The sequence below is a fragment of the Alkalibacterium indicireducens genome, from assembly GCF_039522005.1.
Lineage (GTDB): Bacteria > Bacillota > Bacilli > Lactobacillales > Carnobacteriaceae_A > Alkalibacterium > Alkalibacterium indicireducens.
Genome location: NZ_BAAADA010000158.1, coordinates 1 through 25,056, shown reverse-complemented (window position 1 = coordinate 25,056; position 25,056 = coordinate 1). Strand labels below are relative to the sequence as shown.

The 25,056-nt window shown below is 37.3% G+C and carries 22 protein-coding genes; 5 read left to right on the top strand and 17 right to left on the bottom strand.

Annotated elements, in window-relative coordinates:
- Positions 1-140: 140 nt before the first annotated feature.
- Positions 141-695, top strand: coding sequence for a Gx transporter family protein (locus tag ABFX15_RS09225; protein ID WP_346025134.1), 555 nt, complete (start codon positions 141-143; stop codon positions 693-695).
- Positions 696-769: 74 nt separating this feature from the next.
- On the opposite strand, the gene ABFX15_RS09220 is transcribed toward ABFX15_RS09225, so the two are convergent.
- The 8 genes from ABFX15_RS09220 to ABFX15_RS09185 all read right to left on the bottom strand — a co-directional run bounded on the left by ABFX15_RS09220 (position 770) and on the right by ABFX15_RS09185 (position 9,219).
- Positions 770-1,525 carry a DeoR/GlpR family DNA-binding transcription regulator gene (locus ABFX15_RS09220; protein ID WP_346025133.1) on the bottom strand — a complete coding sequence of 252 codons (756 nt, stop codon included), beginning with the start codon at positions 1,523-1,525 and terminating at the stop codon, positions 770-772.
- A 13-nt stretch (positions 1,526-1,538) separates the two neighbouring features.
- On the bottom strand, positions 1,539-2,447 hold the full coding sequence (locus ABFX15_RS09215; RefSeq protein WP_346025132.1) for a ribokinase: 909 nt from the start codon (positions 2,445-2,447) through the stop codon (positions 1,539-1,541).
- A gap of 70 nt (positions 2,448-2,517) precedes the next feature.
- A complete protein-coding gene (locus ABFX15_RS09210; protein ID WP_346025131.1) occupies positions 2,518-3,492 on the bottom strand; it encodes an ABC transporter permease in 975 nt (324 codons plus the stop codon).
- 3 nt (positions 3,493-3,495) lie between these two features.
- Complete coding sequence (locus tag ABFX15_RS09205) at positions 3,496-4,989, bottom strand: sugar ABC transporter ATP-binding protein (protein WP_346025130.1); 1,494 nt, start codon at positions 4,987-4,989, stop codon at positions 3,496-3,498.
- A 98-nt stretch (positions 4,990-5,087) separates the two neighbouring features.
- The gene (locus tag ABFX15_RS09200; protein WP_346025129.1) at positions 5,088-6,194 is read right to left on the bottom strand and encodes a sugar ABC transporter substrate-binding protein; all 1,107 of its coding nucleotides are present in this window, start codon (positions 6,192-6,194) and stop codon (positions 5,088-5,090) included.
- A 16-nt stretch (positions 6,195-6,210) separates the two neighbouring features.
- A complete protein-coding gene (locus tag ABFX15_RS09195; RefSeq protein WP_346025128.1) occupies positions 6,211-7,140 on the bottom strand; it encodes a sugar phosphate isomerase/epimerase family protein in 930 nt (309 codons plus the stop codon).
- Between the two features lie 320 nt (positions 7,141-7,460).
- Positions 7,461-8,753 (bottom strand): transposase, encoded by a 1,293-nt coding sequence (locus tag ABFX15_RS09190; protein ID WP_346025136.1) that lies wholly within the window; start codon positions 8,751-8,753, stop codon positions 7,461-7,463.
- Between the two features lie 25 nt (positions 8,754-8,778).
- Entirely contained in the window at positions 8,779-9,219 is a 441-nt protein-coding gene (locus ABFX15_RS09185; protein ID WP_346025127.1) for a transposase family protein, read from the bottom strand.
- A 240-nt stretch (positions 9,220-9,459) separates the two neighbouring features.
- Here ABFX15_RS09185 and ABFX15_RS09180 point away from each other — a divergent pair, with 240 nt between their 5' ends.
- The 3 genes from ABFX15_RS09180 (at position 9,460) to ABFX15_RS09170 (ending at position 13,232) form a co-directional block, all read left to right on the top strand.
- Positions 9,460-10,032, top strand: coding sequence for a Gx transporter family protein (locus ABFX15_RS09180; RefSeq protein ID WP_346025126.1), 573 nt, complete (start codon positions 9,460-9,462; stop codon positions 10,030-10,032).
- A 205-nt stretch (positions 10,033-10,237) separates the two neighbouring features.
- Entirely contained in the window at positions 10,238-10,822 is a 585-nt protein-coding gene (locus ABFX15_RS09175; RefSeq protein WP_346025125.1) for a hypothetical protein, read from the top strand.
- Positions 10,815-13,232 carry a restriction endonuclease gene (locus ABFX15_RS09170; protein WP_346025124.1) on the top strand — a complete coding sequence of 806 codons (2,418 nt, stop codon included), beginning with the start codon at positions 10,815-10,817 and terminating at the stop codon, positions 13,230-13,232. Before ABFX15_RS09175 ends, ABFX15_RS09170 begins: the two co-directional genes overlap by 8 nt.
- A 221-nt stretch (positions 13,233-13,453) precedes the next feature.
- On the opposite strand, the gene ABFX15_RS09165 is transcribed toward ABFX15_RS09170, so the two are convergent.
- Positions 13,454-16,339, bottom strand: a complete 2,886-nt coding sequence (locus ABFX15_RS09165) for a DNA methyltransferase (protein ID WP_346025123.1) — start codon at positions 16,337-16,339, stop codon at positions 13,454-13,456.
- A gap of 249 nt (positions 16,340-16,588) precedes the next feature.
- Positions 16,589-16,756 (bottom strand): hypothetical protein, encoded by a 168-nt coding sequence (locus ABFX15_RS09160; protein WP_346025122.1) that lies wholly within the window; start codon positions 16,754-16,756, stop codon positions 16,589-16,591.
- A 73-nt stretch (positions 16,757-16,829) separates the two neighbouring features.
- On the opposite strand from ABFX15_RS09160, the gene ABFX15_RS09155 reads away from it, so the two are divergent.
- Positions 16,830-17,849 carry an RNA-guided endonuclease InsQ/TnpB family protein gene (locus ABFX15_RS09155; protein WP_346025121.1) on the top strand — a complete coding sequence of 340 codons (1,020 nt, stop codon included), beginning with the start codon at positions 16,830-16,832 and terminating at the stop codon, positions 17,847-17,849.
- A gap of 309 nt (positions 17,850-18,158) precedes the next feature.
- Here the strand turns inward: ABFX15_RS09155 and ABFX15_RS09150 are convergent, their stop codons facing one another.
- From ABFX15_RS09150 to ABFX15_RS09120, 7 genes are all read right to left on the bottom strand, one after another.
- Entirely contained in the window at positions 18,159-18,698 is a 540-nt protein-coding gene (locus ABFX15_RS09150) for an NYN domain-containing protein (RefSeq protein ID WP_346025120.1), read from the bottom strand.
- Between the two features lie 50 nt (positions 18,699-18,748).
- Positions 18,749-19,474: a 23S rRNA (guanosine(2251)-2'-O)-methyltransferase RlmB gene (rlmB, locus tag ABFX15_RS09145; protein WP_346025135.1), complete on the bottom strand. Its 726-nt coding sequence runs from the start codon at positions 19,472-19,474 to the stop codon at positions 18,749-18,751.
- A gap of 126 nt (positions 19,475-19,600) precedes the next feature.
- Positions 19,601-19,999, bottom strand: coding sequence for a Mini-ribonuclease 3 (locus ABFX15_RS09140; RefSeq protein ID WP_346025119.1), 399 nt, complete (start codon positions 19,997-19,999; stop codon positions 19,601-19,603).
- Positions 19,992-21,410: a cysteine--tRNA ligase gene (cysS, locus tag ABFX15_RS09135; protein ID WP_346025118.1), complete on the bottom strand. Its 1,419-nt coding sequence runs from the start codon at positions 21,408-21,410 to the stop codon at positions 19,992-19,994. Before cysS ends, ABFX15_RS09140 begins: the two co-directional genes overlap by 8 nt.
- A 161-nt stretch (positions 21,411-21,571) precedes the next feature.
- A complete protein-coding gene (gene gltX / locus ABFX15_RS09130) occupies positions 21,572-23,047 on the bottom strand; it encodes a glutamate--tRNA ligase (protein ID WP_346025117.1) in 1,476 nt (491 codons plus the stop codon).
- An 83-nt stretch (positions 23,048-23,130) separates the two neighbouring features.
- Entirely contained in the window at positions 23,131-23,841 is a 711-nt protein-coding gene (ispD, locus tag ABFX15_RS09125; RefSeq protein WP_346025116.1) for a 2-C-methyl-D-erythritol 4-phosphate cytidylyltransferase, read from the bottom strand.
- Positions 23,838-24,950 carry a PIN/TRAM domain-containing protein gene (locus ABFX15_RS09120; protein ID WP_346025115.1) on the bottom strand — a complete coding sequence of 371 codons (1,113 nt, stop codon included), beginning with the start codon at positions 24,948-24,950 and terminating at the stop codon, positions 23,838-23,840. Before ABFX15_RS09120 ends, ispD begins: the two co-directional genes overlap by 4 nt.
- Positions 24,951-25,056 lie beyond the last annotated feature (106 nt).

Here is a 25,056-nt window from a genome sequence, read left to right as displayed (position 1 = left end):
TTTGATTCATAAGAAGACCTCTTTCTCTAGCGTTGTCGTTATCTCTAGATTAAGGGTCTTCTTTCTTTTTGTCTAGGTCGAATTTCCCCTCTTCCGACATTAATTTTACACATAGACTCAACAAGAAAAGAAGGATATAAATGAATCGTACACAAAAAATGATCTATATTTCTCTGCTATCCGCTCAGGCTGTCATCTTAGGTCTGATCGAACGCGGGATTCCTTTTCCGTTTGCCTTTGCACCCGGTGCGAAGCTGGGAATCGCTAACTTGATAATCATCGTCGCCATCTATACGCTTCCTTTTAAGGACAGTTTTAAAGTGTTGTGGATGCGGCTTTTGATGACCACCTTATTAGGCGGGACGATTTCGACTTTTCTTTACAGTACTGCCGGAGCACTGCTCAGTTACTTCGGGATGCTGATCGTTAAATTTATTGGTGGTAAACACGTCAGCATCATCGGTGTGAGTGCGACAGGCGGCATCCTTCATAATCTAGGCCAACTACTGGTGGCCAGCACGATCGCACAGACCTGGACCGTTCTGCTCTACTTGCCTGTCTTATCTTCGATCGGTATCCTTTCAGGGATCGCCATCGGAATAGCCGCTAATTTCCTGATGGATCATGTGTCCACCATCCAGCGCTTCAGAGAAACGCAGGAGGAAAAAAAAGACCTAAAATCTTCAGGAAGCTGAATAAAGGCGTTTCCTGAAAAAATAGACTCGAAGACTTGTGATACAAGCCTTCGAGTCTATTTCTTAATTAACCTTTAACTATACATATATTTTATATTCTCTTTATCAAATTCAGGAATCTTTTGATCGGTTATAAGGATACAATCCTTAACATCAAATGCTTTACTCAAAGCTTTCTTATTATATTTAGTAACATCAGCTAATACATAGGTTTGGGAGCTATTTCGTAACGCTATTATCTTCTTAGTTGCTTCCTTTATATCAGGGGTATTAATTCCCACGTTAATACCAAAACCAGTTGACCCTAAATAAGATTTATCAAAAAACAAGTTACTCATATCTTTATCGGTAGAAGATCCAGATATAGAACCTATCGTATAGTTAACTACCCCGCTAAGTGTGTAAAAACTAGTTATATTAGTATTTCTTTGTTCCATTAATAGATGAGTATTTGTTGTAATTACCTTAACATTTTTTGCTACTATATACTTGACCATTGCTAACGTTGTTGTCCCAGAATCAATGTATATTACATCATTGTCTTGTACAGTAGTAGCAGCTATTTTTGCTATATACTCTTTCGCATCTTTATTTAAGTGTAATTTTTCATTAGCAGGCACTTCATGCGAGGCGCCCTTCAGCTTAACTCCTCCTCCTCTTAACAATGTTACATAGTTTTCTTCCTCAAGTACTTTTAAATCTCTTCTTATTGTTGATTCCGAATATTTCGGAAATACATCAACAATATTCTCTATAAATAATACATCATTTTTTTCAAGTTCTTCGAGTATTCTTTTTTGTCTCACATAAGGTATCATAATCTTCTCCAAAACAGACATTATTTTATATTGCTTTGACTTCTTCCAAAGTAGGCATTGATTCTTGAGCACCGACGTTCTTAATAGTTAAGGAACTGGCTTTGGAAGAAAAGAGACCTAGTGATTTTAAATCGTAACCACATAAAACACCGTAAGCCAAAGCTCCAACATAAGAATCCCCTGCACCCGTAGTTTCAACTACCTTAGTATCATAGGGGTCAAGAAAAATCATATTTTTCCCATCGTACAGTAAACTTCCTTTTGATCCCAACGTAATAACTATAGTGTTCCCGGTAATATCATTCAACTTAACTATTGCAGTCTTAGCATCATCTATACTTCTGATCTGAATATTTGTATAAAAGTTTGCTTCTTCTTCATTGACGACGAAGTAATTAACTTTCTTCAAACTGCTAAGTGATATTGCTTTGCTGGGTGCTGCATTTAAAACAACTTCACATTGGTTTTCGGATGCAATTCGAATGACCTTCTCTACTATATCTTTCGGTATTTCTAGTTGAAGTATCACTATTTTACTATTAATAATAATTTCTTCGACACTGTCAATATAAGATTTATCTAAGGAGTAATTTGCCCCAGAATATACTGTGGACAGTAACTCTCCATTTTCAAAAGAATTAACTATTCCTAGACCGGTACCTTTATCGCTTCTTTTTATATAATTAGTATCTATTTTGTATTGATCCAAATTATTTATTAGATAATCACCAAAGTAATCGTTCCCAACCATCCCTAGCATTTTAGTGCGCAAACCCAATTTGGAACATTGAACTGCTTGATTTGCTCCTTTTCCACCAGATACCATAGTGACCTTTTCAACTAAAATTGTTTCCCCAATTTTAGGTAGTCTATCTTGCTTAATAATTATATCATAATTCAAACTACCTATTACAGCTATGTCATTACTCTTCATAATTCTCAAACTCCATTTTCCTATTTTAGTTTAATACTTAATACCAAAAAATATATTCACAAATGTTATTTTACGACACTACCTTTTTCTTTGAAAAGCGAAGTTTTCCTAAACTGTTTTGTAACACTTCAAAATATGCAGCAATAATAATTATTGCTCCTGTAGCAATAAACTGCCAAAATGAGTCTACCCCAGCTACCACTAATCCAACTCGTAAGCAAGATAACAAAATTGCTCCAAGTAATGTACCTACCATATTACCTTTCCCTCCGGCCATACTAATTCCTCCAATAGCGGCAGCCGCTATTGCATTTAATTCATAACCCTGGCCAGTAGCAGGCTCTCCCGAACCTAAGCGAGCTAGGAGGACCATTCCTGCTAGCGCTGCTCCAATACCACTTATGCCATATGCATAAATCTTAACCCTATCAATATTTACACCTGATAAATACGTAACCTCCTCATTTCCTCCGACTCCATAAATATAAGTTCCCAACTTGGTGTATTTTAGTAATATTTGTGTAAATGCCGCGAATATTAACAAATATATTATAGAAAAAGGGATATCGATAATAATATCATTATTGAACATACCTCTAAAGTTGCTTGGAATATTTAATATTGGCCATCCCCCGGTATATACATAAGCGATTCCTCTATAAATACTCATTGTACCTAAAGTAGCAATAAAAGGTTGTAATTTTAACTTTGCCACTAAGATACCGTTTATTGCACCTAAAACAAATCCTAAAAACATTCCAATTACTATTGCAATAAGTGGGTTAACTCCACTTACTAATAGATCTCCTACAATAACGATTACTAAAGCAAATGTAGAACCTACTGACAGATCGATTCCACCAGTTAATATAGTAAATGATATTCCTAAAGCTATTACCCCGTTAATAACTGTCTGATCAAGTATATTAATTAAGTTATTTCTACTTAAATATATAGGCTCGATAACAGAAAAAATAGCGATTAATATTACAATAGCTACCACTAAACTGAGTTCTCTCTTAGTAGACATAGATAATTTTTTCATCTCTTATACTCCCATCACATGTTTAATTATTTTCTCTTCAGTTAAGTTTTCATTTTTCATTTCTATTATTTTATTCCCTTCCCGCATTACAATTATTCTGTCTGCTATTCCTAGCAATTCTGACAACTCTGAAGATACAATAATTATGGATTTTCCGTTTTTAGTTAAATCAGTCAATATTTGATAAATTTCAGACTTAGCACCGACATCAACGCCTTTTGTAGGTTCATCAAGAATAAGTATGTCAACATCCGCAGATAACCATTTAGAAATTACTACTTTTTGCTGATTTCCACCACTTAAATTATTGGTCAAATATAATGGGTCATTCGGCCTTAGGTTTACGCGCGAACCGATATTTCTTGAATTGGAATGGATTTTATCAAATTTAATAAATCCATTTGCAATAAAGCTATCTATATGAGATAACGAAATATTTAAGGAATTGTTAAAGTATTTGTTGAAACCTTGAGTTTTCCTGTTCTCAGGGACTAAACCTATACCATGTTTTACAGCTTGCTCTGGACTTTTAATATTTACAAGCTTATCGTTTATTCTAATGTCTCCACTAGATTTTTTTAAGGCTCCAAAAATAGTAAGCATAACATCAGTACGTTTAGACCCTACAAGTCCCGAAAAACCTAGTATTTCACCTTTATTTAAATGAAAAGATATATTACTATACACTCCATCTAAACTGAGTTCATCTACTTTCAACACTACATCTTTTGAAGTTGTTCTGCTATTTTTGTACTTTAAAACTTCTACGTTTCTACCAACCATCTTATTTACCAATTCTTCTTTGTTTATATCATTAATTCTTTTATTGTCTATACATTGACCGTCCCTTAGTATTGTTAGAGAATCACTAATTTCAAATATTTCATCGAGATGGTGAGTAATAAAAATTATAGTAATATTTTGTCTTTTCAGTTCATTTATCACTTCAAATAGAGAAGTGATTTCTTTTTTTGACAATGACGCAGTGGGCTCATCCAGTGAAATAATGCTCGCTTTATGGTATAAAGCTTTTGCAATTGAGGCCATTTGCATCTCACCGATATTTAAATTTCTAGCTAAGTCTTCACTTTTGAAATTTACATTTAATTTTTTCAAAATTCTGTTAACTTCTTGGTTAATCTTCTTATTATTAACAAAAAAATTTTTTTTAGGTTCATACCCTAAAACTATATTTTGTCCAACTGTTAACTCTGAAATCATAGTTACCTCTTGATGAACTTTTACTATCCCTTTGGATAGAGCTTCCTTCGCATCCTTGAAGTCCACTTCTTCACCATGAATGCTTACTGCTCCATCATATTCGGAATAGATTCCGTGTAAGATGTTAAGTAATGTCGATTTACCTGCGCCATTTTCTCCTACTATTGAATGAACATTACCACGTTCAATTGAAAAACTTACATTATCTAAAGCTTTTACACCTGGAAATTCTTTGGTTACATTTCTAAAAATCACTGCTTGCTCTCTGTTGCTCAATATTATCCCCTCACTTTAGTAGTCAAAATAGATGACTGGATATTAAATTAGAAGGAAACATAATAAAGTTTCCTTCTAATTTAATTTTATTCATTTATTTATTCATTAGAATACTCCGGTTCTTCCCAGTCAATAATTTCTTCTGCTGAAACATCAACGTTTGAACTATCAATAACGGCTTGTGGTGTCCATAGTACAGCTGGAATCTCCTGCCCACCAATTTTTCTTAACATCATTTCTACAGCAATTTGACCTTTATATAATGGGAACGAATCAACAGTAGCATCCATCTCGCCTTTTCTAATCGATTCGTATGCCTCTCCAATTCCATCTACTCCCATTACTAGAATGTCTTTTCCGGAAGAATTAACTGCTTCTTGAACTCCTAAAGCCATAGTGTCGTTATTTGCAAAAATAGCATCTAAATCATCATGTTGATTGATCCAAGTATCCGCTATATCTTTTGCTCTTCCACGATCCCAATCTGCATTTTGTTTCTCTACAATCTCAATATCTGGGGCATTCTCTGAGATCCAGTTTTCAAAACCTTCAGTACGTTGACGAGCTGCAAATGCTTTAGGCATACCCATAACAATTGCTACCTTTCCTTCATCTCCAATTTGTGCATGTAACCACTCTGCAAGCGCTTCTCCATTTTCAATAGCTCTAGGACCAACGAACGAAGGAGCAATCTCAATCAAGCCATCGTTAACATTTATCACGTCTATATCATTTTCAAGAGCATTTTCTACACCCGGAATCAAGTTTCCATCAGAAATAGGTGATAAAAGCAGTCCATCGAACTCTCTGTTAATCATATCACTAACAATTGATAATTGACCTTCTTCGTCGTTCTCTCCTTGAGGAGATATTATATCGATATTAATATTAAAACCGTTTTCATTAAATTTTTCAGCTCCAGTTTCCATGCCTTCTTTCAATGTTCTCCAATACTCATTTTCAAATGCCTTAGCCACTCCACCTAGATTAAGTTCTTCTGACGTTACAGGAACACCCCCTAACTCATCACGAACTTCATCTAAAGTTTTTCCATCTGCATTATCAGGGTTGAAACCTTCCGCTGATTCAGTTTCTTCTACTATTTCAGCCTCATTTGATTCAGCCTCATCATTTTCGCAAGCAATTAAAGTTGTTGTAAGTGTCAGTCCTAAAATTGATAATAAAACTTTATTTTTTATTTTCATTTTTTTCACTCCTTTTTTATTTTAAAAACTCAATCATTAATTTATGTGCTGAAATTCCGTCATTTGCATTAATTGTGTTATCAATTTTGTCCATTCCTAGAATATCTATTTTATTGGAAATCAAATTAAACATTTCAACATTTTGTTCTATCTCATTAGTTGTATTTTCTCTAAGTGGAAATGTATCAAAATATACTGTTGTGTTTGGTTTGTATTTTTTTAAGTAATAAATAAATTCAACAGTTTGGAAGAATGATGAAGCCCCTATCATCAAACCATTATCTTGAAAACCATAACCATCATTAATATGAACTCCTAACAGTTTGTTCCTCATGTTAGCCAGGCTTAAACTAAATGCAGGATTCTCTTTTTTCATTAACATATGGCAATAATCGACAGTAACTCCTACGTTCTCTCTGTTAATATCATTTACAATTAACAAAGTACTTCCAATACTATCTATTAATGCATACGCTCTTTCTTCGTAAGGTTTATATTCTATACTAAAGTCTACTTCCTTGTTATAGTCAGCCAATTCCTGAATTTTTTCTTTTACTTGGGTCCAGACTTTTTCATAATTCAACTGAAAAGAATAATCGAAACCATCATGCCCCAACCAAATCGTTATTATTTTGCCTCCCAAAGTACTACATACATCTGCAGCGTCTTTGCTCAGCTTCATTGCGGATTCTAAAATTGATGGATCTGTATTTCCTAAATCACCATTAATAAATCCATTTCTGAATCTTAAAGCTATTCCATTTAATTCTAAACCTGTTGAGGATAACTTTGATTTTATTTCTTCTATAGAAACATCTTTAAAATGTTCTGGATAATTTAAGTCTACTGATGTTATTCCATCGATTTTCGAAACCAACTCCAAAGCTTCTAATATATCTCCCTTCACCTCTGGTAATATTGAATTTAATCTAGTTGCTAATTTCAAGATTTTACCCTCCTCATGTAAACGCTATCTTACAATAATAAGTTAACATATTAATTTCATGTTTGCAATACTTGTTTTCGTTTTATTTCATTTATTTTCATTTTTTTTTACTCTTTTACTCTCAATACAATTTATCGGCATCTCCAAAGTTGCTATCATTTAAAAAGCTAGATTGAATCTAAAGAATATTAGATTCAATCTAGCTTTTTATTTGTTTAGTATAAATTTTAGATGTGATTTTACTTTTAAGATTTCACTAAAGAGTTTATAGAACCTTCCACTAACTGTATTTTGCAATGTAAAAGTGGTTCTTTCCAATGTTAGTTGACTGAATGGAATCTCTCCAACAATAAGACTTTATTTCTTAAAAGAGCGAAGGAACAACGACCATACATGATGCGCTTGATCACTTTCAGTTTATTGATCGATCCTTCAACCAGGCCGTTGCTGTATGGGGATTGAATAGCCATGAGGACCGCGTCTAGATCCTGTTTTGTTCCGTCCACAAAACTATGCAATTCTTTGTAGGGCGACTGCTCCGCTTGAAAAAGCCAGTCTCCCATTCCTTTACCGTCATGCGTTTCAAGCATTTTTTTAAATATCTGTATACTGTCGTATAGCTCTTTGACAAATGGATACTGCTCAAACAGGCATTGTGATTCTTCCGGTGTTAATTTCTCGAATGAGTATTCTGGCTGATATAACAGCTGAAGGACATAGCTCCTTTGGATGGTATAACGAGGGGATAAAGGCTTGTTGGTTCGCTGTCGATCCTTTTTCATTCCAGACACATAGTGACGAACCAGTGAAGAAGACCCTTTATATCCCTTTTGGCGAATCAGTTCTTCAATCGTACTTGCCATCAAGCCTTTCTCGAAGGCCAGATTAATATCGGTATAAAAAGGAGACAAAATGCTGGCTCTCTTCTTAGAACCCGTTGCCTTCGATACAGCCGTGACTTCTTTAGTGATATACCGTTTAATCGTTATCGGATTTTTGTCGAGTTCACGGCCTATGGCCGAATACGTGTAGCCTAATTGCTTTAATCGCATCGCTTCATGGATGACTTTTTCCTTGCGGCGAACGGTTTCATTATGTCGTTGCTCAGACAGGGGTAAAGAAACAGTGAATGAGTTAGCAGCTAGCTTGTCGTAGGTTCGCGCATCCATATTGAGTGCCCGACAGGTAGCTGTTTTAGTCCATCCATTTTTGTTCAGCTCTTTTGCTCGTCGCGCTTTTTCAGCAGCGCTCAACTGTCGGTTGTTATCCGCAGCCGATAAAGATAAAGCGAGCGTTTTAGGTTGCTTGATCCCCTTTAAAGGGACGTTTACCGGTAGATGATTCATCCAATAGGTTTTGATATAATCGGTCAGATTTTTGATTAAATGAAACCGCTCATTCACTTGAATAGCCTGTGGATGTGCCGTTTCGATCGCCTTTTTATAGGTGTTAGATCCATCACGAGAGACGATCAACAGGTTCGGAAAATAAGCAAGCCATTTACTGACTGCCTCGGTCTCTCTTGAATCAATCAAATCAATCACTTGATGGGTAAGAGAGTCAACCAGAATCGTACCGTAGCGTAACTTTTTCTTCATGGCGAAATCATCAATGCCACAGACAAGGATCGGATTATGATCAGGGCTTAAGACGCTCCTTATGGAGCAGATTGCAGATCGTACTTTTTCCGATATTAGCCGTACCTTTACGGATCAGTTTAACAGCAGTGATCGAACTGCAGTGAATAGCGATGGATAATACTTCCTCTTCCAAACGCTTCGTTCGGGTGGCTTTCTCAGCGATACACTCAAAGCGTTCAGAGAACGTTTTATGATCGCACTCTAGGTTCTTACATAAGAATTTACGGTTCTGCATCTTAATCTGGACCTTGTGTCCTTGTATCGGTAAGTCCTGAAACTTTCTCGGGTATAAAGAGTGAACACGGGAAGAAACCTGACCACAGTATGGACAAGGGACTTCTAAACGAGTAGAAGAAACGGTAATCGTAAAGGTGTGGTTTGTGAATGAATGAGATTCATACTCTAAACACGGATCAAGTACCTGTATCAATTCGTACATGGTTCCCCACTTCTTTCTTCTTTTCTTAATTATACTCCTCACTTTTCTCTAAATAGAAGCAATAACAACTGACTTTGGAAAGAACCATTTTCTCTGTACATATTACAGGAAAAGTGCTATTATGTCTATGTTTTCACAAGATTAGATTTGTTATAATAATTCTTTAATGACCATAGCTACTTGACGGTATTTATGGCAAACTGTAACTATTACAACTCCCTTTAGAAAAGAAGGATATAAATGAACCGTACACAAAAAATGATCTATATTTCTCTGCTATCCGCTCAGGCTGTCATCTTAGGTCTGATCGAACGCAGCATCCCCTTTCCGTTTGCCTTTGCACCGGGAGCGAAACTGGGCGTTGCGAACCTGATCATCATTGTTGCCATCTATACGCTTCCCTTTAAAGACAGCATGAAAGTCGTCTGGATGCGGCTTTTGATGACGACTCTGCTTGGCGGAACGATTTCTACCTTTATGTACAGTACAGCTGGAGCGCTTCTCAGCTATGCCGGCATGCTCCTCGTAAAATTTATCGGAGGCAAGCGTGTCAGTATCATCGGGGTCAGTGCAACAGGTGGTATCCTGCACAATCTGGGGCAGCTGCTCGTTGCCAGTACCATTGCCCAGACCTGGACTGTGCTCCTTTATTTGCCGGTGCTCTCCTTTATGGGTATTCTGTCAGGAATCGCCATAGGAATAGCGGCCAACTTTCTGATGGATCATGTCACCACCATCCAGCGTTTCAAGAAGGCGCATGAAGAAAAAAAAAGTGACCGACGTAAGCAGAAAATGGCTGAGACGCTGGCATAAAATATTATAAGTAAAAGAGGCTGAGACAAGAGTAATCTTAAATCATAACCCTAACCATCAGTTGGTACCTATTAAAAGATAAAAAAGCACGCTTCCCATTTTTACAGGTTAATCACCTGATAATTGGAAGCGTGCTTTTTTATAACGAGTTCTGCATTAACTTTTATTGTAAATTATATAATAGAACTCAGCTCGTAGATGCTCTGTGAAAATAAAATTAAATTTATTAATATTTTTATTTTTTAATCTAATAAGTAATTCGTCAAATCGTTTACAACAAAAAATGATGATATTCTTATTACAAGAAGGTGATAATTTGAACATTACTCAACTACTTATTTTTAATTTAAAGGCGAAATACGGTAACTTAGTTGCTGCAAGCCGGCATGTAGGAATAAGCGCTGCAACTCTTCAGAACTGGGCAGATAGTAAATCAAAACCAAATATGACTCATTTAAATATTATATCTAACACAACAAAAATAAATGCATCATTATGGATTAGTGAAAATTTCTTAGTCTTGTCTTCTCAGTCGGAATACACTGAAACTGTCTGCTTGCACAATTACTTTAGAGTTAATATAGACTTTTACCTACGCCAAACTGGAAAACGGAGGAGGGATTTTGTAAATCAGTATAACAATAGTTTTATAGACTCAATGTCTCCTAACACATTTGATGGATACCGATCTGGAAGGACAGTAAACATACCGCTTCACAGGCTAGAAGAACTCTCTACGTTTTTTAACTGTGAGCCAAATAATTTAATTGAGGTGAGAAAACATGCGTAAGAAAGACAACATTGAAAATATATTAAACACAGATATGCTTACAACTGCAGTAAGTAATATTGAAAATAAAATTGACGGAACAATTAAAAGTTCTTTTTCTTTTAAAGGAAGAAAGTCTCCTGCGATAATTGAGGCAGTAATTTCTGCTTTTACGAATGAAGAGGACAATGTACTAGATCCTTTTATTGGTAGTGGGACTTCTATCCTAGCTACTCAAAAAACAAACCGTAAATTATCAGGCTCAGAACTTGATAATTATACTTATCATGTAACTAAGCACCTTTTTGAAGATAGAAATGAAATTGAATTAGAGAGAATGTTTAAGTTAGTCGAAAATCAAGTCCGTTCAGATATTCAGGAATTGTACGAAACTTCTTGTTGTGGTGAAAAAAACTTCATTCAAAAGACCTTTTTCGATCCTAGTCCCACTACTGGAGGGGACCGTGATGGTTATTTCAACCCAGAACCGAATAGGGATATCAAAAATGGAAGAAATGTGAAGTTGATAAATAAATGTACTGTCTGCGGTGAAAAATCTAAACGCTTTTCAGAAGAGGACTGGGAAAAGTTGGTCGAAGTCAACCAACTAGATGTGTCAAATTTTCCAAATGATCAATATATTGAGAATAGTAGAATAAATATCACTGCCTCTACAGGAGCAAACTACTATGGGAAAATTTTTACTCACAGAAATAAGGTAGCACTATTAAAATTGCAAGAAGCAATATCCTCGTTACCGACATCCGTGGAGAAAGATTTTTTACAACATTCATTAGTCTCAAGCTTGAAGCTTGCTAGAACTGCTATGTATGGTAGTAGCACTGACATTTTATATCATGTATTAATGGAAAAAGCTCAGGAGATGAATGTTTGGGAATTATTTACGAAACAGTATAACAACTTCCTGAAATTTAAAAGGAAGTATCATTATTCTCAAACTGATAATTTCAATTCAGGCTCCGACTATTCAATTGAAAATAGTGACTACATTGACTATCTTTCTAGTCAGGATCCACCAGAAAAATATGACTTAATAATTACCGATTTCCCATATACTGATCAAGTTCCATATTTAGAACGAAATCAGTTATTTAGAATTTGGTTAAAACATTTTTCTGATCATCCTGAGCAGTTTGAACTGACACAAGAGATGCTCGATAAAGAAATGGTAGTAACAAACGCTCCTTCAAGAGAAAGCAAAGATATTGAGAATTACTATAAGGATATCGATAAAATGTTTAATACTCTAGGAGATCATTTGGATGACTACAAACCCCTTATCTTTTTCATTAAATTGGGAAAAAAGAAATACTTCAATGTTTTTGCAAATATAATAAATTTTGCTCGCAAAAATGGCTTTGAATATGCTGCACGTGTTGGGGTCGAAAAAAACGATCCTACTCTTAGAAAACAGTCTGCGTTTAACAACACACTATTAAATGAAGTATTGGTAGGTTTTGTAAAACTTCCCGAAAAAGATAGATATCTTTTCATTGATAATCTCAATTATGAACATCAGATTGTAGAAACAATATATTCTCTTGTCAAAGAAAAAAAGGCTTTATCTATGTCAGAAGCAGTCTCAGCTATTAAAAATGATTTACAAGTTAACCACAACACTATTCCTGATAAAGTATTGTTGGGTAAAATTGCTAATATTATTGAAAATAATTTTAGAGTTAGCGAGAACCAGGAAATTTCTCTGAGTAATACAATATTATATATTGAACAAGAGGATAACAATAGAGACAATCTATTTTCGAAGGTTTACAACTTAATCCCTATGTTTATAGATACACTATTCGAGAAAAACAATGGTCGCTTTGTTCTAGAAGACCTCTATGTAGAGCTCGTAGACAACTTAACAGATGGGACTACATCAATTTTTCAAGAATTACTAGATGACTCTAAAAATATCAACATGATAGTCCAGTTATTAAATCAGCTTTGTGATAGAAATGACAAATACTATATTCCTCTAAGAATGCATGAAGACATCCCTGAGGATGCCATAGATATTATTAAAATGGATCCTTATGATTTTGAAGAGCTTTGTAAAAAAATGCTCTCTAAAGAAGGATTTACCGACGTAATTCGAAAAGGAGGTAGCGGAGATTTAGGCGTTGACCTTTTAGCTAAAAAGTTTAATGGAAATGTTGAAGAAAAATGGCTTATCCAGTGTAAGCGTTGGGTTAACAACATTGATGCAACCCCGTTACAGCGTTTAGACTCTGAACGTGCTAGACTAGCTGCTGACAAAATCGAATGCATCACTACCGCTCATTATACTTCCGCAGCTAAATCAATTGCTAAAGATCGGAAAGTAATCATCACTGATGGTATAGATTTGATAAAACGACTAAATAAGCAGTTTCCTGGTCACTACTTTAACTCTTTACTTCAAAATTAATTTGATCCTGATTCTTAATAGAGCATAATCAATTAGGAATCTTCAAAGTAAGAAGCACAACTCCGTTAAACCAGATAACTTATCTGACATAACAGAGTTGTGCTTCTTTGTATTCAACATTATAGTATACAAATGATACTATTTGTTTATCTATGTTCTAACGAATCTCTATTTTAGATAATGTTGCCCAAGAATTATAGTAACTTAAAAAATTCTAGGGTTTATGGTATCTTCCACTTCCCAGTTTCCTTACTCCATATTAATTTATCCTCAAAAAAATCAACTAAAGATTTATATTTACTGGCAAATTTATTTAACCATCCGTTCTCTATTAAAACTTCCATTAATCCATTGTCATATAGTTCAGGGGTTGATAATGCACCATGGTCAGAGGCTGAGATTAATATTTTCGCTTGATCAAAAATACTTTTCTCAATTATTGGCATTTCTGTATCTATCTCTACCTTAGGTAGTGGAACTTTAATATTTTGAAAGAACAGAACAGCATCACCATTTAGTGACTTTTTTGGACTCAGTATGTTCTTTACTGTTTTAGATTTTTTTATATGAACTTGAGAAACAAATTTAAAGCCATTCTTTTCTAATATATTAATCAGTTTAACCCAAATATTGAGATTACTGTCATGGAAAAACAAGCACATATATCCATCTTCTTTTAGTTTTTTTGAGCACATCTTAAAAACTTCATCTAATAAATCAAAGTAACCTTCTTCCGTTTTATCTCTCTTAGGAGATGATGAAACGACTATTTCGTCATCTAAATTAAATTGTAAATTCAAAAAAGGTTTATAAAGTTGCATGTACTCGGAGTATAAAACTTGTTCCATATATGGCGGATCTGTAATAATTAAACTTACCGAATCATCCGCTATATCTTCTCTCGTAATATGTTGACTACCCTTCTTAAGCATTAATGCATTATTTGAATTTAACTTAGCAAATTTTGATACAAGAGAATTTGGATAATAATTCTTTTGAGTATATTTTATAGTTTTCTCTATAGCTTTAATTTTTCTCTGGAGAGTAGTTATTATATTTTTCTCAACACAGTTAATTTTGGGTATCCATAGTGGCCATTGTGAATTAGAGTGAGTATCACTTATTTTAGATAAATGTAGTATGGACATTAATAAATATTTTGGTATATTGGAATACTCGTAACTATTAATTTTAGAAGTTAATTTGTCCAAAATCATAAAATTCCTTGGGGTAAAAATGTAACTTATTCTATCCTCTTTGCCCACTGCAATTTTGGAATTATGAATCAATTCTATATCTTCAATAGTATTGGTCTCGTATTCCTGAAATAACATTTTTTTGTAGTCTTCTCTGGAAGGAAGTTTACTCATTTTCCCACACTTAGCACACTCATAATATACAGAGTGTATTTTCACTCCATCGTTGTTGGTTCTGTGAGGCTTATCAAATATTATTTTAGAAATAGTAGCTTGTTCTTTACATATTTCACATTCTGTCTCATAATATTTTTGAAATTTATTTATATCGCTAGAAAATTGATTTAATACCTCTCTAGCTTTTCCATTAAACATGTCTCCTAATAGAGTATTTGATATAAATAGTGGCATTTCATTGACGTCACACCCAATTGCATTCCTATCAATACCTTTTTTTACACTTTCTAATATTGTTACACCAGAACCCATAAAAGGATCGAAGACAATCTCATTTCTTTTACTTAGACCTTTTATCAACTCGTCAATTATATTAAATGACTTTTGAGACCAATATAAATGAGAGTTATACAAGTCATTTCTAGAAGTGGGCTTAATACTATTTAATACTTTCTTCAATTCTCTTACGTTATAATTCTCTTCATCCACTTCTCGTTCATGTCCACATACGATTAAATACTCATAAACCTTTTTTCTAGTACTGTTTCTATGATTAGCATGATTATGAGTAGTCTTTTCTAAGTAAACTAAGGAGTCTCCATAAATTTCCTTGGCTAGATCGACTAACTCTTCTATTGTGACAGTATACCTATCGATTGCTTGTTTTGCTTGATTCTCAGGGTAGGCGTAACTTAATACGACTTTGATACAATTTCTTTTAGAGAACTCTAAAAGATTTCTCAATTGATCTTTCGCTTTACTTCTTTGACTCAGCTTAGATTGGTTTCTTCCTTCAGTATATAAACCTTTAGTAAAGGCATTTCTATACATTGTTAATTCTGGATAATCGTAGTTAACTGCCACATTTAACAAATGATAGTACCTTGAGTACTGCATATCTGTATAAGGCGGATCTGCATATATAACTGTCGGGCTGTACTTAAGTATTTTGTCGTTTAATATATCTTCAAAGTTTTCATTATAAACAATATGATTTCCACTATTCTTATTCACTCTAAGATCAACAAAATCTTTTAGTTTAATAAAAAAGTATTTAATTATACTTTTCTTACGCTGTATTATGTGTCTGTCAGCATTTTTTTCAATGTTTAAAGGCTGTGCCATATGACCATCTTTCGAGAAAACTACCTCTTTCATAGCATAAAACAAACACGCATAAAGTACATCCCTATCTTCTTTCTCTAGTTTATTTATAGCAAGTATTATAGTGTCTATTTCAATAGATTGCTTAAGTCCAAAATAAGAACCAGCATAATAATATTCAAATAAGTCGTATTTATTCTTATTTTTTAGACTCAAAGGGGTTATACCACTGCTAGCATCCCAAACTGTAGGGATCTTATTATATAATTCAATCAATCCTTCATTGTTTTCTTCGCTTACTAATTTTTCTTCAAGTTTGACATGAGATTTATCAATTTTACGAATAAAATGATAATCAAACAATTCATTAAACCTGTTACTTAAATCAACTAATTCTTCTTGAGTGTGTTCTTCAATTAGCAAAGATGCAGATATAATACTGGCATATTTCTCAGCATCATTAGCAATCACGCGATATTTATCTTTCAGCCCTCTACTAACAGAACCAGATCCAGAAAAAAGATCAACAACAGTATCTCCTGGATTGGCTATTTCGTCAATTTCTTTACTAATAAAAGGCATTAGAGACGCTTTATTCCCTTGATAATTTAATATATTTATAGTTTTCAACTTGTCTCACCTCAGTTAGATTATCATACCAAAATATAGTACAACTAACAACTACAAATAGATTTATTGTATGATTTTTTTCGCATCGGATTTTTTTATATAATATTTTTACTATAAATAGAATTAAGGGAGTAATGATAGCATCGTAGTGTATGTTACTTATTCAAAATATAATTTCTATATTTAATCGCTAATGAGCTGAGTAATCCTAGATACTATTCATATTGAAAATTCACCATTAAATGAACTCTAATTTGAAGTATCCTTAATCTTTGACGTGGTTCTTTTTTCTAAAAATTCTTTTCCTATAATTTCCAGTAATCCTGATAATGTAGTTCCTTCATCAATTGCGGCTTTTTTTAACTCTATATGTAGTTTTTCTGACATTGTTATATTAATTCTTTTTTTATCAGACATCATATTTCTCCTAGCTTTACAGTGTGTATTTGTGTATAATTATATTATACACAAACTGGAAGGAGGCCGCAATGTGAAGACTGTAAAAGTTAAACTCAAGCCGACTAAAACGCAAGCACTAGAACTAAAACGAATGTCAATGGAGTATATTAGACAAGCAAATTTACTTATTCGAGTTGCTGAAGCTGAGGGGAAATTCCCTAATTATACCTCTAAAAACATCGAATCCAATCTTCCTTCTTCAGTAAAAAATGAATTAATTAGATATGCTAAATCAAAGTACCAGAAGTACGGAAAATGCTTCTTTAAAAAACAAACTGTTTCATGGAATAATCAAAATTTTTCTGTAAATAAAAATTCCATATGTTTTCCTATGATGAAAGATGGAAAAGCTAAGAGAACATTAATTAAAGCAATTATTCCTGATGAATTATACTCCTTAATTTCTTCTTCAAAGTTAGGCTCTATGCGTGTAACTAAGAAAGGACATCACTGGATGGCCTTGTTATCTCTTCCTATTCCATTAAATGTAACACAGAATAAAGATATATTAGGAGTTGATTTAGGTATACTCTGCCCGGCTGTAGGTGTAATAAAATCAAGTGGAAAAACAATATTTTTAGGGAACGGTAGACAAAATAAGTTTGTTCGGAGGAAATATAATTCTTTGAGAAAAGAACTTTCAAAACAGAAAAAAATTAAAGCTATTAAAAATATACGTGATAAAGAATCTTTAATTATGAGAGATGTTAATCATAAGATCTCCAGGAAATTAATCAGATTTGCGATTGATAACAAGTGTGGTGTAATACACTTGGAAGATCTTTCCGGTATACATCGGACCTCAAAAGCTGGAGGTAAAAATAAAGCTAATCTTCATAATTGGTCATTTTTCGAATTAAGTTCTTTTATTAAATATAAAGCTCGAGAAGCGGGAATTAAAGTTGTTCAAGTAAACCCGGAGTATACATCTCAAGAGTGCCCTTCATGTGGACAATTAAATAAAGTTAAATCCAGACAATACTTATGCCTCTGTGGTTATAAAGCTCATCGGGATATAGTTGGAGCAATAAATATAGCTAAAAAAACCTAACTTATATGGTAACAGTATAAGTGCCCATGGAGCTATATGCTCTGCCATGGGAGGGGTGATGGCGCACCCTAAACTTGAGACTGAACAAAACAGAAATGGCCTGCGTTCATTAGTACTCAAGAATATTACATCTAAAGTACACATGAAACAGATAAATATTATTTAGATGTAATAATGTCAAAGAATAGGACATTTCAAATGTCTCTATTAGTAGCACAAATTATCCAAAACATGATTACTAGTTGTTTTTCAAAAAAAGCTTGCCTTAAAGAGTGGATATGAATCCTCAAGGCAAGTTTTTTTATACGATTAAATTTCATCAATAGAACGTGCAATCATCTGCTCGTACAAACTCTCAAGCTGCTTCTTATCTTTATCTTTAAGGGGAGAATTACGTGAGCGGTTCTGCATCCGGTAGACGGCACTGTCGATGGCGATCTTTTTCTTGGCGCTCTGGACGTCTTTATAGAGCTCATTGGCTGACTTGCGGGTCGCGCCTTTCTGGAAGACAATCCATTGTTCAGCCAGATCTGACGTTGCAACCTGTACATTGGTGATCAGAAGGTTTTCTTCTCCGACTGCTTTTTCAATGAAACTGTCAGCTGTCTCGCCTTCGCTTGTGAAGATGACCGTCACTTCATACTTATCGTAACGTTGTGCTATGCCAGGAACCAGCTGAGCATCAAAGACGATCCTGACTTCGATGCCTTCGTATTTGGCGTAGTTGCTCAACTCATTAAGCAGGTAGTCTCTGGCATCCGCCATCTTGTCCTGTCGCTTCAGCTTAGCCAGGTCCGGCCAGGCTCCGATCATATTGTACCCGTCTACATACAGCAGTTCCTTCTTCACGTCACTCTACTCCTCTCGTTATTAATAGATTTTACTCATTATACTTATTCTTAAAGGGCATGTCTTTTACGGTAAACTTCATACATCAATAGTCCTGAAGCCACACCGGCATTTAAACTCTGGACATGTCCTACCATCGGAATAGAGAGGGTCTCGTCCACTTTGTCTTTGACCAGTCTGGAGATTCCTTTTCCTTCGTTCCCGATGACCAAACCAACTGGAGATGACACGTCCCAGTGACGGTAGTCTTTGCCTTTCATGTCCGTTCCGAAAATCCACAAGCCACGATCCTTCAGCTCGTCGATGGTCGTCGCCATGTTCGTGACGCGTGCCACCAGCACATGTTCGATTGCTCCAGCTGAAGCTTTCGCAACGGTCGATGTCAAACCGACAGCTCGTCTTTTGGGAAGGATGACGCCGTGTACCCCGCTGGCATCGGCAGTTCTCAAGATAGACCCCAAATTATGCGGGTCTTCGATCCCGTCCAGCAGCAGGAAGAAAGGCTGTTCATTTTTCTTTTCTGCCAGTTCAAACAGTTCATCGATCGAGGCGTAGTTCACCGGACTAGTCGCTAAGACCAGACCCTGGTGATTGCCTCCATCGGACAAGGTATCCAGTTTAGATTTAGGCACAAAAGACAGCTGTACTTTTCTTTTCTTAGCTTCAGAAAGAATACTGCTGATTTTGCCGCCTTCCAGACCGTCCTGAACAAAGAGCTTGTTGACATCACGATCGGACTTCAATGTTTCCAGAACCGGGTTTCTGCCGTAGACCATCTCTTCTGATTCTACTGCTTCACCGCTTTCCTGTGGCTTTCTGGCCTGTGGTTTATTTGTGTGTAAGCCACCTTTTCCTGTCCGTTTATGATTCGGTTTTTTTGGCATGTGCACCGCTCCTTTCCTTTATCTTTCCTCTATTGCCTGGATGCACCAGTTTGTCAGTTCATTCAGACGGTCGGACTGCTCCGTTAAATGGAGGTAGCCCATGACTGCCTCAAAGCCCGTCGAATAGCTGTAGGTCTGTGCATCCGTATTTTTTGCTTTTGTATAGCTTTTTGCATTACGTCCACGTTTGAAATAATCGATTTCTTCCTGAGTCAGCTGGTCCGCATCCATCAGCGCCTGAATTAAATATGCCTGAGCTTTTGCTGAGACATAGGTCGTGGCCTTTGTATGCAGCACATTTGGCTTAGTCTGACCTTGAGCAATCAGATGCTCTCTAATTCTGAGTTCATAAATGGCATCACCCAGATAAGCGAGTGCCAGCCCATTCAGCAGACGCGGGTCCGCTGCTTTACTCATGGCCGCTTCCCCTTTTCCATCTGACTCCTTGAGCAGTGTCTTCAAGAATGATGTTCTGATCTTTAAGCTGATCCCTGATCTCATCCGCACGCTGGAAGTTCCGATCTTTTCTGGCTTGTTCTCTCTCTTCTATCAGTGCTTCGATATCTGAATCCAACAAGTCTTCTTCAACAGACAAGCTGATTCCAAAGATGCTCATCAGCTCTTCAAGCAGATTGAGACTTGCTTCCAGCACTTGTCTGGAAACACCCTCTTCTTCCACGTAACGGTTGATAAATCGGACCAGATCATATACAACAGTGATGCCGTTCTGCGTCTGGAAGTCATCATCCATCTGTTTAATGAACTGATTTCTGAACTGATCGATCTGATCCATCAGGGATTGCTCATCGTCAGTCTGTTCAGCTGCCTGATCCAGTCGATGGCTCCCGTTGAAGTAAGCGGTCTGGATACGGTTGAGATTCGTTTTCGCTTCCTCGATTGCATCCAGAGAGTAGTTAATTGGTCGTCTGTAGTGAGCCGTAGACATGAAGAAACGCAGGGCTTTAGGATCATGCTGCGCTCTCAAGTCTTTTAGAAGCACGAAGTTCCCAAGTGATTTACTCATTTTTTCATCGTCCATCGTGACAAATCCGTTATGGATCCAGTAGTTGGCAAATGGCTTATGCGTCTTGGCTTCTGTCTGAGCAATTTCATTCTCATGATGCGGGAAAGTCAGATCCTGACCGCCGGCATGAATGTCGATCGTATCTCCGAGATATTTTGTAGCCATGACTGAGCATTCGATATGCCAGCCCGGTCGACCTTGCCCCCAAGGAGACTCCCAGCTGATTTCGCCTTCCTTCGCTGCTTTCCATAAAGCAAAGTCGAGAGGATCCTCTTTCTTGGATGTTTCATCACCAAGCCTGTTGCTCGCTCCGGACTCCAGTTCATCTAATGAAATGCGGCTCAGCTGGCCATATTTTTCAAATTTACGTGTTCTGTAATAGACATCTCCGTCAGACGAATAGGCAAAGCCATTGTCAATCAGAGCTTCGATAAACGTGATGATGTCGGGAATAGACTCCATAACCCGAGGCGTATGATTCGGTTTCTGAACCTCGAGCGCTTCTGTGTCCTCAAAGAATGCCTCAATAAAGGTCTCAGCCACTTCAGGAGCCGTCTTGCCCAGTTCAGCAGCTGCTCGAATGATTTTGTCATCAACATCCGTGAAGTTGGAGACATAATTGACATCGTAGCCTCTGTAGGTGAAGTAGCGGCGGATGGTGTCGAACGCGACGGTACTTCTAGCGTTGCCTATATGAATGTAGTTGTACACCGTTGGTCCGCAGACATACATCTTGACCTTTCCTTCTTCTAAAGGGGTAAATTTCTCTTTCTGACGAGTCAATGTATTGTACAGTTGAATCATGCATCCTGACTCCTTTCTCTTTTCATTTAGTCTCATTATACAAGAATCAGACTCGACTTGCTTCTGATTCCTTTTTCAGTTAATGGAAAAGCCACGCAAGCCGTTTGAAAAACAGTCCGGCTGCATGGCTTTATCCTGCCTTACTTATCTCTGATCAGTTTTCAGGCTTCGATGATCTCTTTTGCTTTTTCAAGATTGCTCAAGACCTTATCTCTGCCAAGGAGTTCGATCGCATCATTCAGCTGAGGTCCGTGCTGCTGACCGGTCACGGCCACACGGATCGGCATGAATAAGTTCTTGCCTTTTACACCAGTTTCCTTTTGTACGGCTTTGATCGCTTTCTTGATTGTATCTGCTGCAAACGGTTCAGCATTTCTGATCTGCTCGCTGAAGGCATCCAGAACAGCTGGAACGGTGTCGCCTTGAAGCACCTCTTTCGCTTCAGCTGACCATTCGAGAGAGTCTTCGAAGAACAATGTAGCCAGTTTAGTGATCTGAGCTGCATAGCTCATCTGATCCTGGTAAAGAGCCACCAGTTTTCTGATCCATTCGCTTTTCTCTTCAGACGGATTGCTTTCGATGTATCCTGCTTCTACAAGGTGAGGGATAGCTTTAAGTGTCAGTTCACCCAGGTCCATCTCTTTCATATACTGGTTGCTGATCCACTCCAGTTTCTTGGCATCAAAGGCTGCTGGAGAAGTTCCCAGACGTTTATGATCGAACATGTCGATGAACTGTTCTTTAGAGAAGAGCTCGTCTTCTCCAACTGGTGACCAGCCAAGCAATGTAATAAAGTTGAACAGGGCTTCCGGTAGGTAACCAAGTTCGCGATACTGTTCAATAAACTGAAGAATCGTTTCATCACGCTTACTTAGTTTCTTACCTGTTTCGCTGTTGATGATCAGTGTCATGTGTCCGAACTGAGGCATCTTCCATTCAAAGGCTTCATATACCATCATCTGTTTAGGTGTGTTGGCAATGTGGTCATCTCCACGAAGCACGTGGGTGATCTTCATGTAATGATCATCGACCGCTACTGCAAAGTTATAGGTCGGCATGCCGTCACGTTTTCTGATGACCCAGTCGCCACCTACAGAATCAGATTCGAATGTGATCATTCCTTTGACCATATCTTCAAATGTGTACGTACTACCTTTAGGAACTCGGATACGAATAACTGGCGTAATGCCTTCCGCTTCTTTTTCTCTCTGTTCAGCTGCAGTTAAATGCGCACATTTTCCACTGTAGTGTGGCATCTCTCCACGTGCACGCTGCGCTTCACGTTCAGCTTCCAGTTCTTCAGTCGTGCAGTAGCACTTATAGGCACGGTTGCTTGCCAGCAGCTGATCGACCAGCGGATCATAGAAATCCAGACGCTCAGACTGACGGTACGGCCCATACTCTCCTCCGACATCCGCGCTCTCGTCCCAATCGATTCCCAGCCATCTTAAATTGTCCAGCTGGCTCTGCTCTCCTGTTTCAACGTGTCGTTTACGGTCAGTATCCTCGATACGAATAATAAAATCGCCACCATGGTGACGGGCATATAAATAGTTGAATAATGCTGTACGTGCATTTCCAATGTGTAGGTGTCCAGTTGGACTCGGTGCATAGCGCACACGGACTTTTTCTGTCATGAGTATACTCTCCTTTTTGGTTTCCCTTACTATTAACTTAACATTATTTCCTGTTTTCTTCCATACATTGAAGCCTTGCTGGCTTAACTAAGCTGCCCTTTTTCCACCAGCAGTCGCGCAAAAGCATAGTCCAGAGGTGTGGTGATTTTCAGATTCTCTTCCAGCCCATCAATCATTTTCACTTCTATTCCCAGTCTTTCGACCAGCTCGCCTTCTTCGTTGCCGTAATAGTTATCGGCATCGGCTTTATTCAAGGCTTCGATCAGACAAGTTGTCTCAAATCCCTGAGGGGTCTGAACGTGTCTGACTTCTGGACGATACAAGGACTGTATCACCTTATCTCCCTTGACCAGTTTCATCGAATCTTTGGCCGGAATCCCTGGAATGACAGCTGAAAATCCTTTTAGTCCCTCCAGCAGATGATTTACTAGATCAGTATGAATGAAGGGCCGAGCTGCATCGTGAACAAGTGTATATGGGGCTGCATTATCTGCCAGTGCTTTCAGCGCCTGAGCGACACTGTCCTGCCGTTCGCTCCCACCAATTACTAAGGAGACTTGTTCAGGCTGTTCACCATAAAGATCCTGCATCGCCGCAATCAACGCTTGTCTGTCTATCTGACGAATGACGAGCCAAATCTTACGACATGACTCGTCCTCCAGAAAGAGACTTAGCGAATAGTCAAACACTGGCCGGCCACCTAAAGGCAGCATTATCTTGTTCACCTCAAGCTGATCATTGAACCGGCTGGCTGATCCAGCTGCCAGAATGATCACGTCGTAAGTCTGCTTCATGCCTGATCTTTCCTGTCGTCGATCGCTTTCTGGTCATTTAATAGTTTAGCGAAAATCATCCGTCCAGCATTGGTCTGAAGAGAACTTGTCACGACCACATCGATTCTATCGTTCATGTGATGACGTCCCTCTTCCACTACGACCATCGTTCCGTCGTCCAGATAGGCCACACCCTGCGCTCGTTCTGTTCCGTTCTTGACGATCATGACCTGCATCTCTTCCCCAGGTATGACGACCGGTTTGACGGCATTCGCCAGCTGATTGATGTTCAGTACCGGAACGTTCTGAAATTCCGCTACTTTGTTTAAATTATAGTCATTGGTCACGATCATCCCATCCAGTTTCTTGGACAGGTGGACCAGTTTCAGATCGACTTCTTCTGCTTCCGGAATATCACTGTCATCCATTTCAAGAGAAATCCCTTCCTCTTTCTGTAAAGCATTCAGTATGTCCAGTCCTCTTCGTCCTCTGACCCGTTTCAGACTGTCAGACGAATCTGCGATATACTGCAGCTCTTTCAGAACATAATGCGAAACAACGAACGACCCTTCAAGAAAACCGGTTTTCACCACATCCAGAATACGGCCATCTATGATCGCGCTAGTGTCCAGCACTTTGTACTTGCGGAACGAATCGCCACTTTTCCGTTCCAGCACGTCTTCATTCTCATTTTTTTCCGTCTTCGGACTGAACAGACGTCTGATTTCTTCCCGACGAGATGTCCCCAGCTGGAATCCCACGCTGGCCAGTAGGACTGTTAGGATAAGAGGAACCACATCACTTATTATGATCATATTCAGATTGCCTAAAATAATACTGATCAATACAGAAAGAATAAGTCCAATAATTGCGCCCAGACTTCCGAACATTAAATAAGCGACACTAAATCTGCTGAATGATTTTTCAATTTTCTTGATTCCTTTTTCAATCGGTCTGACAGCCAGAAACGACAGCATGTAAAAAACACCTGCTCCAATTATCATACCGACGATTGGATTCAGCAGCCACCTAGGAATGATGTCAAAATTATCGATCATTTCCGGGAACAGATTGTATCCGAGACTTCCTCCTACAAGGATAAAAGTCAATATAATCAGTTTCGATATCATTTCTTCCCTCCTTCTTTTATTTTAGTAATTACCAATTTTTTTGTTTTTTCGTGTTGTTTTAATGCAACTATCGTTGCTCTATCAATTAAAATACAAAAAGGCACCT

Bases quoted from the DNA above. Each gene is read 5' to 3' on its own strand.
- ABFX15_RS09225 (WP_346025134.1), top strand. From the start codon at position 141: ATGAATCGTACACAAAAAATGATCTATATTTCTCTGCTATCCGCTCAG.
- ABFX15_RS09215 (WP_346025132.1), bottom strand. From the start codon at position 2,447: ATGAAGAGTAATGACATAGCTGTAATAGGTAGTTTGAATTATGATATA.
- ABFX15_RS09210 (WP_346025131.1), bottom strand. From the start codon at position 3,492: ATGAAAAAATTATCTATGTCTACTAAGAGAGAACTCAGTTTAGTGGTA.
- ABFX15_RS09200 (WP_346025129.1), bottom strand. From the start codon at position 6,194: ATGAAAATAAAAAATAAAGTTTTATTATCAATTTTAGGACTGACACTT.
- ABFX15_RS09185 (WP_346025127.1), bottom strand. From the start codon at position 9,219: ATGTACGAATTGATACAGGTACTTGATCCGTGTTTAGAGTATGAATCT.
- ABFX15_RS09180 (WP_346025126.1), top strand. From the start codon at position 9,460: ATGAACCGTACACAAAAAATGATCTATATTTCTCTGCTATCCGCTCAG.
- ABFX15_RS09170 (WP_346025124.1), top strand. From the start codon at position 10,815: ATGCGTAAGAAAGACAACATTGAAAATATATTAAACACAGATATGCTT.
- ABFX15_RS09160 (WP_346025122.1), bottom strand. From the start codon at position 16,756: ATGTCTGATAAAAAAAGAATTAATATAACAATGTCAGAAAAACTACAT.
- rlmB (WP_346025135.1), bottom strand. From the start codon at position 19,474: ATGGTCTACGGCAGAAACCCGGTTCTGGAAACATTGAAGTCCGATCGT.
- ABFX15_RS09140 (WP_346025119.1), bottom strand. From the start codon at position 19,999: ATGAGTAAAGCAGCGGACCCGCGTCTGCTGAATGGGCTGGCACTCGCT.
- cysS (WP_346025118.1), bottom strand. From the start codon at position 21,410: ATGATTCAACTGTACAATACATTGACTCGTCAGAAAGAGAAATTTACC.
- gltX (WP_346025117.1), bottom strand. From the start codon at position 23,047: ATGACAGAAAAAGTCCGTGTGCGCTATGCACCGAGTCCAACTGGACAC.
- ispD (WP_346025116.1), bottom strand. From the start codon at position 23,841: ATGAAGCAGACTTACGACGTGATCATTCTGGCAGCTGGATCAGCCAGC.
- ABFX15_RS09120 (WP_346025115.1), bottom strand. From the start codon at position 24,950: ATGATATCGAAACTGATTATATTGACTTTTATCCTTGTAGGAGGAAGT.